Below are 13,944 nucleotides of genomic sequence, written 5' to 3'. Positions count from 1 at the left end.
CTCAGCTCGCCTCGCGCGATGCGGGCAGCTGGTAGCGACCGCCCGCGAGCGGCTCGACCAGACCGTCCGCGACCAGTGAGTCGAGGCACCTCTCGCGTTGGATCTCGTTGTCGGACAACGCCTCCAGCGTGGCGCGCTGCACAGGCGTGTCGCTCGCGCGCAGCACCGCGAGCAGCGCGCCACGCAGCTGGCGGTCAGTGCCCTCCCAGGCCTGGCCCTTGCGGGCCGGACCTGAGTATGCCGGCCGGCCGGCGACCTGCCAGGCGCACAGGTCCGCCACGGGACAGTCCGAGCACCGCGGCGACCGGGCGCTGCAGACGAGTGCTCCGAGCTCCATGACCGCGACGCTCCACGTGCGGGCCTCGGCGGCATCGACCGGCACGAGGCCGGCAGCAACGGTGAGCTCGGCCCTGGTCGGTGACGGCGCGGCATACTCCTCGCCTGCCACGACGCGGGCCAGCACGCGGCGCACGTTGGTGTCGACGACCGTGGTCCGCTCGCCGAACGCGAAGGTGGCGACGGCGGCGGCGGTGTAGGTGCCGACCCCGGGGAGGGCGAGGAGCTCGGCCTCGGTCGAGGGGACGGCTCCCGCATGGTGCTCGGTCATCGCCACGGCGGCGGCGTGCAGCCGCAGGGCCCGGCGGGGGTAACCCAGTCGGCCCCACGCGCGGACCGCCTCACCAGGCGGGTCGGCCGCCAGGTCGCCCGGCGTGGGCCACCGCGCCAGCCACTCGCGCCAGACCGGCTCGACGCGGACCACGGGGGTCTGCTGGAGCATGATCTCGGAGACGAAGATGCCCCAGGGAGTGGCGTCCGGACGGCGCCACGGGAGGTCGCGGGCGGACACGGCGTACCACTCCAGCACCCGGTGGTGCAGGTGCTCAGGAGCGGTGCGGGTGCTCACACGTAGCGTTCGAGGATGCTCGACTCGGCCAGCCGGGACAGGCCCTCGCGGACGGCGCGGGCCCGGCCCTCGCCGACTCCCTCGACGTCCATGAGCTCCTCGAGGTTGGCGGCCAGCAGCTTCTGCAGGCTGCCGAAGTGCTCGACCAGCCGGTCGACGATCGCGCCGGGGAGGCGGGGCACCTTGGTGAGCAGGCGGTAGCCGCACGGGCTCACCGCCGAGTCGAGGGAGTCGCCGCCGACCGCGAACCCGACGGCCTTGGCCCCGGCGGACAGGTCGAGCAGCTCGGTGGAGGTGAGCTCCTCGAGGGCGGCCATCGCCTCGTCGAGCGTCAGGTCGGTCTTGGTGACGGGGAGGTAGTCGCGGACGACGAGCTCGCGGTCGTTGCCGAGGCCGCCGGTGAGCTCCTCGAGCTGCAGGGTGAGCAGGCGCCCGTCGACGCCGAGCTCGACGACGTAGCCGGAGATCTCGTCGCGGATCCGCCGCACCATCTCGAGGCGCTGGAGCACGCTGGCGACGTCGCGGACGGTGACGAGGTCCTCGATCTCGAGGGCCGAGAGGGTGCCGGTGACCTCGTCGAGGCGCGACTTGTAGCGCTCGAGGGTCTGGAGTGCCTGGTTGGCGCGGGACAGGATCGCGCTGGAGTCCTCGAGCACGTGGCGGCGGCCGTCGACGTAGATCGCGACGATCCGCATCGACTGGCTCACCGAGATGACGGGGTAGCCGGTCTGCTTGGCGACCCGCTCGGCGGTGCGGTGACGCGTGCCCGACTCGCTCGTCTCGATCGAGGGGTCGGGGACCAGCTGAGTGGCGGCCCGAAGGATGCGCGAGGCCTCACGGTCGAGCACGATCCCGCCGTCCATCTTGGCCAGCTCACGCAGGCGGGTGGCGGAGAACTCGACGTCGAGCGGGAAGCCGCCGGTGGACAGCTGCTCCACGGTCCGGTCGTGGCCGAGGACGATCAGGGCACCGGTGCGCCCCCTCAGGATGCGCTCGAGCCCGTCACGCAGCTCGGTGCCGGGTGCCACGGCGGCGAGGGTGGCGCGCAGCACCTCGTCCTCGCGAAGATCCACTGGTCAAACCCCTTTGGTGCCGCTGGCGTCGGTCTGGCGCGAGTCTAACTGTGCACGGGCTGCAGCGCCGCGCGCACCGCGGTCCGAATGTCGTCGCACTCGATCACCTGCATGCCCTCGGGTGTCGGGGCCGTGCCGAGGACGCCCGAGGGGACGTAGGCGGTGCGGAACCCCAGTCGTCCCGCCTCCGCCAACCGACGGGGTATGCCGGTCACCGGCCTGATCTCGCCCGCGAGCCCGAGCTCACCGAAGGCGATGGCGTTGTCGGGCAGCGGCTGGTCCTTGACCGCGCTGGCCACCGCGAGGGCGATCGCCAGGTCGGAGGCGGGCTCGGTGAGCCGCACACCGCCCACCGTGGAGAGGTAGACGTCGGCGTTGCCGATGGGCGCCTGGGCTCGCTTGGCCAGGACGGCGATGATCATCGCGACCCGGGCCGAGTCCAACCCGCTGGTGGCGCGCCGCGGCGTGGGGATCTCGCTCTTGGCGACCAGCGCCTGGACCTCGGTCATCAGCGGCCGGCGACCCTCGAGGGTCACGGTCACACAGGTGCCGGGCACGCTGAGGGTGCCCCGCGACAGGAAGAGCCCACTGGGGTCGGCCAGCCCCACGATGCCGACGTCGGAAAGGTCGAAGCAGCCGACCTCGTCGGTGGGGCCGTAGCGGTTCTTGACCGCCCGCACGAGCCGCAGGCGGGAGTGCCGGTCACCCTCGAACTGCACGACCACGTCGACGAGGTGCTCGAGGACGCGGGGGCCGGCGATGGACCCGTCCTTGGTCACGTGGCCGACCAGGAGGGTGGCGATCCCGCGCGACTTGGCCACCTGGATCAGGGAGGCCGCGACCTCACGGACCTGGGTGACGTTGCCGGCCGACCCCTCGACGTCGCCGCTGGAGATCGTCTGCACCGAGTCGACGATCACGAGGTCGGGCTGCACCGCGTCGATCTGGCCGAGCACGGTCGCGAGATCGGTCTCCGACGCCAGGAACAACGAGGAGGCCATCGCCTCGATCCGCTCGGCCCGCATCCGCACCTGGGCCGCGGACTCCTCGCCGGTGACGTAGAGGACGGTGCGGCCGTTGCCGGACCTGGCCGCGCGGGCGGCCACGTCGAGCAGCAGCGTGGACTTGCCGATGCCGGGCTCGCCCGCCACGAGCACCACCGCCCCGGGCACGAGCCCGCCGCCGAGCACCCGGTCGAACTCACTGACGCCGGTGCTGACCGCCTCGGCTCGACGGGCGTCGACCTGACCGATGGGCACGGCGGGCCGCTCCACGCGGGCGGCAGCGGTGGTGCGCACGGTGACGGCGCCGATCTCGCTGACGCTGCCCCAGGACTGGCACTCGCCGCAGCGGCCGACCCACTTGACGGCGGTCCAGCCGCACTCGGAGCAGCGGAAACCGCTCGACCTGGTCGTCGTCTTCGCTGCCATGGTCGACAACCTACGGCGCGGCACCGACAGGCCGGCGGACCGGCCGCGCGACCTGCCGGAGCCCAGTGGTTCAGTGCCCTTCGGCGACCTTCTTGAGGCCGTCGAGCATGCCCTGCCAGTTCTGCGAGAACTGCTCGGCCTGCTTGGCGCTGTCGCAGCCGTCCTGGGTGAGCTGGACCGTCGTGCCCTCACCGTCCGGCGACAGCTCGTAGCGCACGCGGTGGTAGTTCTCGGGGATGTCCTCGTCCCCGGTCATCGGGCTGTAGTGGGTGACCTCGAGCAGCCGTCCGGGCTCGGCCTGCAGCACCTCGCCCTTGTCCTGGTAGGGCTTGCCCTCCCACTCCCCGGTCCAGGTGATCGGGCTGCCGGGCTGCCAGTCGCTGGCGACCTCGCTGCCCATCATGTACTCGGCGACGAGCTTGGGTTCGGTCATCGCCTGCCAGACCCTGTCGGGGTCGGCGTCGATGGTGGTGCTGGCCGTGGCCACGTGGTCGGTCATGGTGCCTCCTGGGGGGGCCGGGGTGTCCGGTTCCATCCACCTTGTCCCCCGACGGTGCCCGTGTCCAGACCTCGGGCGTCACCCGGGTGGCCGCCGACACCACCGCGTCAGTAGTGGCGCCACCACAGGCTGACGGCGTAGTCGACCCCGGTGCCCTCGTGCTCCGCGAGGATGCCCTCCGCTGCCGTCTCGGGGAACTCGATCCGCACCACCGACTCGAACTCCTCGCGCGAGTCGAACTCCCAGTCGATCACCAGCCGCTCGCGTGACCATCCCTGGCGGGCCCAGAAACGTTCCACCGCAACGGGATCGTAGGAGGGGTTGGCCCGCGTGAACCACCTGCCGAAGGTCGAGCGGGTGGCGTCGTTGTCGATCACGTATGCCGTGCCGCCGGGTCGCAGGACCCGCTCCAGCTCCTGCAGGCCGGGTTCACAGCCGGCGCCGAAGAAGTAGGCCCACCGGGCATGGGCGATGTCCATGGAGGCATCGGCCAGCGGCAGGGACTGGGCGACACCCTCGACGACCCGCACGTCCGGCATACCTGAGATGCGTTGCTCCGCAAGGGAAACCAATGGAGGGTGCGGCTCCACGCCGACCACGCTCGCGCAGCCGAGCGAGGCGAACCGGGGCAGGTGGAACCCGGTCCCGCAGCCCACGTCGACGAGGTCCGCGCCGGCGAACGGGTGCAGCGACGCCATCGCGGCCTCGATGAGCCCGGCGCGGTCGACGCCGAGGTTCTCGACCTCGTAGACGTCGGGGGAGTCCCAGATGTTGGGGCTGCGCGTCGGCTCGGGCGGCGACCCGGGCGGCTCCGGCGTCGAGCTCATCGGGACTTGCGGGCCTCTTGCGCGGCCAGCGTCGCGGGATGCACCAGGAGGGGAAGCATCTTGCGTGAGTAGGCGTTTCGGGCAGCCTTCACGCTCGCGAGGTGCGCCTCGCAACGGATCTCGAGCTCGGCGTAGGCGTCCTCACCCATCAGCTCGACCAGCTCAGCGCGGTTGCTGCGGAACACCGGCTCCCGGCCGACGTGGGCCTCGGGGTTGCTCGAGCAGTACCAGTCGAGGTCGTGGCCACCGGGCCCCCAGCCGCGGCGGTCGTACTCGGTGATGGTGACCTCCTGCCAGCTCGACCCGTCAGGCATCTCCACCTTGCGGTAGGTGCGGCGGATCGGTAGCTGCCAGCAGACGTCCGGCTTGACGGTGTGCGGCTCCTTGCCGGTGAGCACCGCGTGCTGGTGCAGCGCGCAGCCGGCACCGGCGGGGAACCCCGGCCGGTTGAGGAAGATGCAGGCGCCGTCGACGACCTTGGTCTTGAGGGCGTCGTCCTCCTTCTCGGTCCAGGCGCCGAGCTTGGTGGAGCCGGGGTGCAGCTGCCACTCGTCCTCGCCGAGCTCCTTGACAGCCTTCTTGACCCGCTTGACGTCGTCGTCGTCGGTGAAGTGGGCGCCCAGGGTGCAGCACCCGTCGTCGGGTCGGCCGGCGTAGATCCCCTGGCAGCCGTTGCCGAAGATGCACGTCCAGCTCGACGTCAGCCAGGTCAGGTCGCAGCGGAACCGCTGGCCCGTGTCGGCGGGATCGGTGAACTCCACCCAGATGCGGGCGGTGTCGAGCGGGGTCTCAGGCACATTCGCAACCTTACGTCGCGCAGTGCGCCGCACTCGGCGTGGCCCGCATGCCGGTCGTGCCCGAGAGGCGGCAGACCGCCGCCCGAGAGGCGGCAGACCGCCTCCTCGGGAGGCGCCGGACCGCCTCCCGGGCGCGGGCCTTCAGCCGATCGGTGCGGGCACCGGACCGGAGGGGTCGAACTGCAGGGGCACTGGCGCCGGCTGCCGACGCGGCGTCGTGATGCCCTTCTCGGTGCGGCCGTCGACCTCCAGCTTGCCGCCGACGAGCGACACCGTGACGTGCGCCGCGGTGGCGCCCGGGGTGTCGACCGCGTCCACGGTCACCGACAGCCCGCCCTCGACGACCGTGCCCCGCCCCACGAAGCCGACCTCACCGGTCGGCCGCGCCACGGTGACGGCCAGGCCGTCTCCGTCGGGCCGGGTCAGCACCACCCAGCGGACGAAGGTCGTGCCCATCGACTCGTTGACGCCGAGCAGCGCGCCGGCGATGCCGGGCGCCGACGCGAGCGACTCCGGGTCCTTGCCTGCGAGCACCACGTGCGTGCGGTCCCCACAGCTGAACGCACCCACTGGCGCGGCGCCCTCGGGCACCAGCGACCGCCAGGGCAGGTCCGCGGTGGCGGCCTTCCGCGCGACGGGGAGCTCGACCGGCTGGACGCGGGTCTTGAGCCGCGCCGTCACCGGCAGCACCGGCGCGGTCTCACCGGGGAGCTGTTGTCGGGGGTCGGCCGGGTCGACGGCCGCTCCCACCCGGTGGGCCAGCAGGCGTGCCGAGGCGCTCGCGCGAGTGCTGGCGTGCGGCCAGTCAGCGAGCTCGCTCGCCGTCCGCAGTCGCCGCACGTCACTGCGAGCGCCCAGGTTGGTGAGGCCTGCGGACGCCGCCGCGACGAGCTGGCCGTCCTCGGCCTGGTCGACCACCTTGCGCAGGGCGCGCAGCGAGGTCGGCGAGTGCACCTGTGCCAGGCCCTTGGCCGCGGCGACGCGCACCTGCGGTTCGTGATGGTCCGAGACCACCTTGGCCAGGGCGTTGGTGGCCCGGCGCCCGGCGACCTTCTCCGGGCCGGCGGCGGCCGCCTCGGACAGGATGGCGATCGCTGCCCCAGGGGTCAGTGTGGTGGGTTTGCCGGCGAGGGCCGCGATGGCCCCCGACACGGTGCGGTCCTTGCGGGACCCGATGATGACTGACATGTCGCCTCCTAGCAGGGGTTCTTCATGCGGCAGTGGTCCCGCATGTTGTCGGCTTCGGACGTGGTGATGACGCCCCCGTTGGGGATCGTCGGGTTCATCAGTGCCGTGGAGCTGTTGCGGTGGCTGAGGCCCAGGTAGTGGCCCAGCTCGTGCGCGGTGGCGAAGTCGGAGACCCCGCCCCCCGCGTTCATCTCGACGACGCTGCCGTCCATCCCCTTGGCGTTCTTGTCGCACGGACCGTCGACCCGGGACAGGCCGGCGGTGCTGCCGACGTACATCCGGACGAAGAACAGGTCCAGCGCGTCGTTGGGCACGGTCCACTCGTCGGTGAGCGTCTCGGCCTCCCCGTCGGAGTTGATGACGTCCCGCCCGTTGGCGTCGCCGGTCGAGATGACGAAGTGCTGGATCCGCCCGACCCCCATCGACCGGCCGGCACCGGCATACAGGTCCCGGGTCTTGGCGACGGCGCGGTCGATCTCCACCGCGTCGTTGAAGGTGAACTGGTCGGACCCGACCTCGATGCAGTTCACGTGGACGAACTTGCTCCCGAGCCGGTCCAGCTGGGTCTTCAGCGACACGGGGACCGAGTTGGTCAGCTGCCCCATGAAGTCACGGCGGACCGAGAGTGGCGACGTCGCGATGCCGATGCAGGCGGCGCGTTGGCGAAGGCTGGCCACGGGTCAGCCCTCGAGCTTCTTGATTCTGGCGTCGAGGTGCTTGATGAGGTCGCTGTAGCGGGCCAGCGTGTCCTCGAGGCTGAGGTGGCCGAACGGGCTCTTCACCGTCAGCGTGCCGTTGACGACGACCGCCCCGTTGATCTTCAGGGGTCCGTTGATGGTCACCCCGCCCGGGTAGTCGTGCGCCCAGTTGATGGTCAGGCCGTCGTCGAAGTCGTGCACGAGTGCCCGTCGCCACGGCGTGGAGCTCTTGCGCCGCGCCGCGTGGTCGAGCACCACGTCGGCCTGGTGACAGGTCAGCCGGAACCCCTCGACCGTGACGCCACCGGGGTAGTCCGAGTCCCAGTTCAGCGTCATGCCGTCCTTGAAGTCGTGCACGATCGCGCGGCGCTGCCCAGCACCGGTGGAGCGACGGCTCGGCGCGTCGATGACGACATCGGCGGCGGTCGTCTTGAAGACGTCCCCCTGGGCCGTCGTGGTGTTCCCGTCCAGACGCAGGTCTGCATCCATGCTTGTTCCCCCCTGTTCGACAAGGCCCCGACGGCCCCGTCCCCGCAGGCAAGGAGGCTCGGGAAGGACTTCGTGATACCTCTGCGGTGAACCGTCCCAGTGGCCGGCCACCTCAGCCGATACCGTGCAGCCATGCGCCTCGGGGTCATCGACGTCGGCTCCAACACCGTCCACCTGCTCGTCGTCGACGCCCATCGCGGGGCCCAGCCCCTCCCCGCCACCTCGCACAAGATCGAGCTGCGGCTCTCTGAACACGTGACCGACGGCGGTGACATCGCCGAGTCGGGCGAGGCCGCGCTCATCGAGTTCATCGGCGAGTGCCTCACGGTTGCGGAGGACCAGGGCGTGGAGGAGGTGATGGCCTTCGTCACGAGTGCGATTCGTGAGGCTCCGAACGGCGAGGAGGTGCTGTCCCGCGTGCGCGCGAGGACCGGGGTGGAGCTCCAGGTGCTCTCCGGTGAGGACGAGGCGCGGCTGACCTTCCTGGCCGCACGTCGGTGGTTCGGCTGGTCGAGCGGCACGCTCCTGGTGGTCGACATCGGTGGCGGGTCGCTCGAGCTCGCCGCCGGCATGGACGAGGACCCCGACGCCGCCGTCTCCCTCCCCCTCGGGGCCGGGCGGCTGACCCGCGACCTCCTCCCCGGTGACCCGCCGACGGCGGAGGTGGTCAGGGAGGCGCGCCGGGCCATCCGGCTGCGCATGGCCGCGGCCATGCGGCCCCTGGCCAAGGCCGGGACCGCCGACCGTGCCGTCGGCACCTCCAAGACGATGCGTTCGCTCGCCCGCGTCACCGGCGCGGCGCCGAGCAGTGACGGTCCGTATGCCGCGCGCAGCCTCGAGCGCAGCGCGCTCGCCTCGCTCGTCGCCGACCTGGGCGGGATGACCGCACACCAGCGGGAGCGGCTGTCGGGCGTCTCGGCCAGTCGCTCGCCACAGCTGCTCGCCGGTGCCCTCGTGGCCGAGGCGGCGATGGACCTGCTCGGCCTGGAGCGCCTCGAGATCTGCCCCTGGGCGCTGCGCGAGGGGGTCATCCTGAGCCGACTCGACGCGATGCGCTGACCCGCGCTGGGTAGGCTCGGTGCATGGCCCAAGCCGTGTCGATCCCAGGAGCCACGGTGGCCCTCTCGACCGCGTCGGTCTACCCGGACACCTGCGCGTCGGCCTTCGCCACGGCGGCCCGGCTCGGCTACGACGCCGTCGAGGTGATGGTCTGGACCGACCCCGTCTCGCAGGAGGCCGGCGCGCTCGCGGCGCTGTCCCGGCTCCACGGCATACCCGTCGTGTCGGTGCACGCACCCACGCTCCTGCTCACCCAGCGCATCTGGGGACCCGACCCGTGGACCAAGGTGGACAACTCGATCGCCCTGGCCCAGGAGGTGGGGGCGTCCACGGTGGTGCTGCACCCACCCTTCCGGTGGCAGAAGGAGTACGCCGGCGAGTTCGTCGAGGGGGTGGCGCTGCGCGAGCACGAGACCGGCGTCGCACTGGCCGTCGAGAACATGTTTCCCTGGCGCGCCCGGCAGCGGGAGTTCGAGGCCTACCTGCCGCACTGGGACCCGGTGCCCCAGGCCTACGACAACGTGACCCTCGACCTCTCGCACACGTCGACGGCGGGCTCCGACGCCATGGCCATGGCCGCGGCGCTCGGGCCCCGGCTCGCCCACGTCCACCTCGCCGACGGCCTGGGCTCCCTCAAGGACGAGCACCTCGTCCCCGGGCGCGGCACCCAGCCCTGTGCGGAGTTCCTCGAAATGCTTGCGGTGCAACAGTTCTCGGGATCGGTCGTCGTCGAGGTGGGGACCCGCAAGCTCACCCAGGAGCAGCGGGAGGTCGACCTCGCCGAGTCCCTGGCGTTCGCCCGGCTGCACCTCGCGACCGCGACGACGGTCGGCGCGTCATGAGCCCCCGTGGACGCCGCCCCGGAGGTGTGGACACGCGCCAGGCCATCGTCGAGGCCGCCCGGGTCGACTTCGCCGACCAGGGCTACGACGGCACCTCGCTGCGTGGCATCGCCCGCCGGGCTGCGGTCGACCCGGCCCTGGTGCACCACTACTTCGGCGGCAAGGCGCAGCTGTTCGCGGCCGTGATGGACATCCCGGCCGACCCGGCGGCGCTGATCAGCGCCGTGGTCGAGGGGCCACGGGACCAGGTGGGCGAGGCGCTGGTGCGGACCTTCCTCGCGGTCTGGGACTCCGAGGACGGGAGGCAGCGCTTCCAGGCCCTGATGCGGGCGGCGGTCAGCCACGAGGAGGCGACCCGGATGCTGCGCGAGTTCCTGACCCGCGAGGTCTTCGGCAGGGTGCTGCGGGCGATGGCAGCCGACGGCGACCGGCCGGCCGACCTCGAGCTGCGCGCCGGTCTGGCGGCGTCCCAGATGGTCGGGCTGGCGATGATGCGCTACATCGTGGAGTTCCCGGCGGTGGTGGACGCCGAGCACGACGAGCTGGCCGCCCTGGTCGGGCCCACGATCCAGCGCTACCTCGCCCCGTAGGGCGACCCCGCGGCATACCGGAGGACGACCAGGCTCGGCAGGTGCGCGGGTTTGGTCGTGCTCGCGCCTGTCGCCCCGCCCCCGACCATGGTCGTCCGGCGACGGCTGACAAAGGTCTTGTCCGGGCGAAGGAGCAGGGCTATATTCATCGCATGATGAATATAGCCATCGAGATCACGAACCTCCGCGTGGTGCGCGGCGGTCGTGAGGTGTTGCCCGACCTGACCATGTCGGTCCCGGCCGGGCAGGTGGTCGGACTGCTGGGGCCCAGTGGCAGCGGCAAGTCGACCCTGATCCGGGCGGTCGTGGGGGTCCAGGTCGTCGAGTCCGGCGACGTCACGGTGCTCGGGGAGCCCGCGGGCTCGCCGTCGCTGCGCAACCGGATCGGCTACGTCACCCAGACGCCGAGCGTCTACGACGACCTGTCCGTGCGGGCCAACGTCCGCTACTTCGCCAATATCCTCGGGGCGGCCCCGTCGGCAGCCGACGAGGCCATCGAGGCCGTCGACCTCACGAGCCACGCCGACTCCCTGGTCGGTCGCCTGTCCGGTGGGCAGCGGTCGCGCGTGTCGCTCGCGGCCGCGCTCGTCGGCGACCCCGAGCTGCTGGTCCTCGACGAACCCACGGTCGGCCTCGACCCGGTGCTTCGGCGCGACCTTTGGGAGCTGTTCAAACGCCTTGCGGGCCAAGGGCGTTCGCTGCTGGTGTCGAGCCACGTGATGGACGAGGCGAGTCGCTGCGACCGCCTGCTCCTGCTGCGTGAGGGCCGCATCATGGCCGACGACACCCTGCCCGAGCTGCTCGCCCGCACCGGCGCCGACGACGCCGAGCACGCCTTCCTGTCCCTGATCGACCGCGCCGAGGAGACTGCCCGATGAACGCCCACCGCACCCTCGTCACGGCCGGCCGGGTCCTGGCCCAGCTGCGTGCCGACCACCGGACCATCGGGCTGATGCTCGTCGTCCCCTGCGTGCTGATCGGCCTGCTGGCCTGGATCTTCAACGGCACCCCGGTCTTCGACGGCCTCGGGGCACCATTGCTCGGTGTGTTCCCGTTCGTGGTGATGTTCATCGTCACGAGCGTCGCGACCCTCCGTGAGCGGACGTCGGGGACCCTCGAGCGGCTGCTCACCACGCCGATGGGCAAGGGGGACTTCATGTTCGGCTACGCCCTCGCCTTCGGGGTGATGGCGGTCCTGCAGGCCCTGATCGCGACGGCCTTCGCGGTCTACGTGTGCGGCCTCGACGTCGCCGGTCCCGCGTGGCAGCTCGTGGTGGTGGCCGTCCTCGACGCCCTGCTGGGGACCGCGCTGGGCCTGCTCGCGAGCGGTTTCGCGCGCACCGAGTTCCAGGCGGTGCAGTTCATGCCGGCGTTCGTGCTGCCGCAGTTCCTGCTGTGCGGACTGCTCGTGGCCCGCGACGGGCTGCCCGACGTCCTGCGCTGGCTCTCCGACGTGCTGCCCCTGTCGTATGCCGTGGACGCCATGAAGTCGGTGACGTCCAGTCCCACCCCGGGCGCCGACGTGACCGCGGACGCTGCCGTCATCGGCCTGTGGGTGCTGGTCGCGCTGGTCCTCGGCAGCCTCACCCTGCGTCGCCGCACCGCCTGAGGCGGGCGCGGCACCCCGCGGCGCGGCATACCTGCTGGTTGGCGGTTAGCCTTGTCGGCGGCCGCGACCTCCGCGGCACCCGGTCGGAAGGACTCACGTGGACGCCAGTGACCTGCTGCGCAACAGCCTGCTCCAGCTCTCCAAGAGCGGCGCTGTGCGACAGACGATCGAGAAGGCGCCGGTGAGCCGCAGCGTGGTCAAGCGGTTCGTCCCCGGCGACCGCACGCAGGACGCCGTCAGCGCGACCGCCGAGCTGCGCGCCACCAACCGGCTCGCGACGATCGACTACCTGGGCGAGGACACCGCCGACCTCACCCAGGCGATCCGCACCCGTGACCACTACATCGAGCTGCTCGAGGCGCTCGCGGACGCCGACCTGTCGCAGCACGGCATGGGCGAGGTCAGCCTCAAGCTGTCCGCGCTGGGCCAGTACCTCCCCGGCGACGGTCACAAGATCGCCCTCGACCATGCCCGCGAGATCTGCCAGGCGGCGGCGAACGCCGGCACGACGGTGACCCTCGACATGGAGGACCACACGACGACCGACGCCACGCTGGAGTCCTTGCGCGAGCTGCGCCAGGACTTCCCGTGGGTCGGCGCGGTGATCCAGTCCTACCTGCACCGCAGCGAGGCGGACTGCCGCGACCTGGCCCACGAGGGCAGCCGCGTGCGGCTGTGCAAGGGTGCCTACAAGGAGCCCGAATCCGTTGCGTACCAGAGCAGCTCGGACGTCGACCAGAACTACGTGCGCTGCCTCAAGATCCTGATGGCGGGCGACGGCTACCCGATGGTGGCCAGCCACGACCCGCGGCTGGTCGAGATCGCCGGCGCGCTGGCCTCGCACCACCACCGCGACGCCGACAGCTACGAGTACCAGATGCTCTACGGGATCCGGCCCGAGGAGCAGAAGCGGATCGCCGACCGGGGCAACCAGATGCGGGTCTACATCCCCTATGGCGAGGAGTGGTACGGCTACCTCATGCGCCGGATGGCCGAGCGTCCCGCCAACACGGTGTTCTTCCTGCGCGGTCTCGCCACCAAGAACTGAGGCGCACACACCTCCCGCGACTGGAAGACTGCCGCCATGGGAACTGTCGCAATCCTCGGTGCCGGTGTGATGGGCGAGACGCTGCTGTCCGGGCTGATCCGGTCTGGTCGCAGCGCTGACGAGCTCGTCGTGACTGCTCGTCGGCCGGACCGGGCCGACCAGCTGGCCGAGCAGTACGGCGTGCGTGCCATGTCGAACATCGCGGCGGCAGAGGCCGCCGACACCCTGGTCCTGGTCGTCAAGCCGCAGGACATGGGCGGGCTCGTCGAGGAGATCCGCGACCACGTCTCGCCCGGAAACCTCGTGGTCAGCCTCGCCGCGGGCATCCCCACGGCCTACCTCGAGCACCGGCTCCCGGCGGGGGTCGCCGTCGTCCGGGTCATGCCGAACACCCCGGCCCTGGTCGACCAGGGGATGGCTGCCGTGAGCCCCGGTCGCAGTGCTGACGCGGCCCACCTCGAGGAGGCCTCCGAGCTGCTGCGCTCGTGCGGTCGCGTCGTCCAGGTCGCCGAGAAGCACCAGGACGCCGTCACCGCGATCAGCGGCAGCGGACCGGCGTACATCTTCTACGTCGTCGAGGCGATGATCGAGGCGGGCGTGGTGCTGGGGCTGCCCCGGCCGACCGCCACGGAGCTCGTCGTCCAGACGCTGTTCGGTGCGGCGACGATGATGCGCGAGACCGGCCAGCACCCCACCGTCCTGCGCGAGCAGGTCACCTCGCCCGGTGGCACGACGGCCGCCGCGCTGCGCCAGCTCGACGACCACAAGGTGCGGGCCGCCTTCATCACGGCCATGGAGGCCGCCGCCAACCGCTCGCACGAGCTCGCCTCGGGCAACGACTGAGGGCTGCCCCACCCACCCCAGCCGGCCGGGCGCGACCGTCTGCGTGCT

At 71.7% G+C, this 13,944-nt stretch carries 16 protein-coding genes; 7 read left to right on the top strand and 9 right to left on the bottom strand.

The features are described from left to right. Position 1 precedes the first annotated feature (1 nt). The 9 genes from AC1DWP_RS07245 to AC1DWP_RS07205 form a co-directional block, all read right to left on the bottom strand. Positions 2–904 (bottom strand): HhH-GPD family protein, encoded by a 903-nt coding sequence (locus tag AC1DWP_RS07245; protein WP_477613781.1) that lies wholly within the window; start codon positions 902–904, stop codon positions 2–4. Continuing rightward, complete coding sequence (disA, locus tag AC1DWP_RS07240; protein WP_477613780.1) at positions 901–1,977, bottom strand: DNA integrity scanning diadenylate cyclase DisA; 1,077 nt, start codon at positions 1,975–1,977, stop codon at positions 901–903. The genes AC1DWP_RS07245 and disA overlap by 4 nt, the downstream gene beginning before the upstream one ends. Positions 1,978–2,021: 44 nt before the next feature. Further along, positions 2,022–3,407, bottom strand: coding sequence for a DNA repair protein RadA (gene radA, locus AC1DWP_RS07235; RefSeq protein WP_477613779.1), 1,386 nt, complete (start codon positions 3,405–3,407; stop codon positions 2,022–2,024). Positions 3,408–3,477: 70 nt separating this feature from the next. Further along, entirely contained in the window at positions 3,478–3,906 is a 429-nt protein-coding gene (locus tag AC1DWP_RS07230; RefSeq protein WP_477613778.1) for an SRPBCC family protein, read from the bottom strand. Between the two features lie 107 nt (positions 3,907–4,013). Next, the gene (locus AC1DWP_RS07225; protein WP_477613777.1) at positions 4,014–4,733 is read right to left on the bottom strand and encodes a class I SAM-dependent methyltransferase; all 720 of its coding nucleotides are present in this window, start codon (positions 4,731–4,733) and stop codon (positions 4,014–4,016) included. Further along, on the bottom strand, positions 4,730–5,530 hold the full coding sequence (locus tag AC1DWP_RS07220) for a DUF3109 family protein (RefSeq protein ID WP_477613776.1): 801 nt from the start codon (positions 5,528–5,530) through the stop codon (positions 4,730–4,732). Before AC1DWP_RS07220 ends, AC1DWP_RS07225 begins: the two co-directional genes overlap by 4 nt. Positions 5,531–5,671: 141 nt before the next feature. Further along, positions 5,672–6,718: a HEAT repeat domain-containing protein gene (locus AC1DWP_RS07215; protein ID WP_477613775.1), complete on the bottom strand. Its 1,047-nt coding sequence runs from the start codon at positions 6,716–6,718 to the stop codon at positions 5,672–5,674. Between the two features lie 8 nt (positions 6,719–6,726). After that, a complete protein-coding gene (locus AC1DWP_RS07210) occupies positions 6,727–7,395 on the bottom strand; it encodes a matrixin family metalloprotease (RefSeq protein ID WP_477613774.1) in 669 nt (222 codons plus the stop codon). 3 nt (positions 7,396–7,398) lie between these two features. After that, complete coding sequence (locus AC1DWP_RS07205) at positions 7,399–7,905, bottom strand: hypothetical protein (protein ID WP_477613773.1); 507 nt, start codon at positions 7,903–7,905, stop codon at positions 7,399–7,401. A gap of 132 nt (positions 7,906–8,037) precedes the next feature. Here AC1DWP_RS07205 and AC1DWP_RS07200 point away from each other — a divergent pair, with 132 nt between their 5' ends. The 7 genes from AC1DWP_RS07200 to proC all read left to right on the top strand — a co-directional run bounded on the left by AC1DWP_RS07200 (position 8,038) and on the right by proC (position 13,896). Beyond that, entirely contained in the window at positions 8,038–8,964 is a 927-nt protein-coding gene (locus tag AC1DWP_RS07200; RefSeq protein ID WP_477613772.1) for a Ppx/GppA family phosphatase, read from the top strand. A gap of 23 nt (positions 8,965–8,987) precedes the next feature. Further along, complete coding sequence (locus tag AC1DWP_RS07195) at positions 8,988–9,806, top strand: sugar phosphate isomerase/epimerase family protein (protein ID WP_477613771.1); 819 nt, start codon at positions 8,988–8,990, stop codon at positions 9,804–9,806. Then, positions 9,803–10,396, top strand: coding sequence for a TetR/AcrR family transcriptional regulator (locus AC1DWP_RS07190; RefSeq protein ID WP_477613770.1), 594 nt, complete (start codon positions 9,803–9,805; stop codon positions 10,394–10,396). The genes AC1DWP_RS07195 and AC1DWP_RS07190 overlap by 4 nt, the downstream gene beginning before the upstream one ends. A gap of 152 nt (positions 10,397–10,548) precedes the next feature. Then, entirely contained in the window at positions 10,549–11,274 is a 726-nt protein-coding gene (locus AC1DWP_RS07185) for an ABC transporter ATP-binding protein (RefSeq protein WP_477613769.1), read from the top strand. Then, positions 11,271–12,005 carry an ABC transporter permease gene (locus AC1DWP_RS07180; protein ID WP_477613768.1) on the top strand — a complete coding sequence of 245 codons (735 nt, stop codon included), beginning with the start codon at positions 11,271–11,273 and terminating at the stop codon, positions 12,003–12,005. The genes AC1DWP_RS07185 and AC1DWP_RS07180 overlap by 4 nt, the downstream gene beginning before the upstream one ends. Positions 12,006–12,102: 97 nt before the next feature. Continuing rightward, positions 12,103–13,053, top strand: coding sequence for a proline dehydrogenase family protein (locus tag AC1DWP_RS07175; protein ID WP_477613767.1), 951 nt, complete (start codon positions 12,103–12,105; stop codon positions 13,051–13,053). Positions 13,054–13,089: 36 nt separating this feature from the next. After that, complete coding sequence (gene proC / locus AC1DWP_RS07170) at positions 13,090–13,896, top strand: pyrroline-5-carboxylate reductase (protein ID WP_477613766.1); 807 nt, start codon at positions 13,090–13,092, stop codon at positions 13,894–13,896. Positions 13,897–13,944: the final 48 nt, after the last annotated feature.

It is taken from the genome of Pedococcus sp. P2_F6 (genome assembly GCF_056403675.1).
Note: the sequence above shows the minus strand (reverse complement) of the source record. Positions and strands in the feature narration are given on the sequence as shown.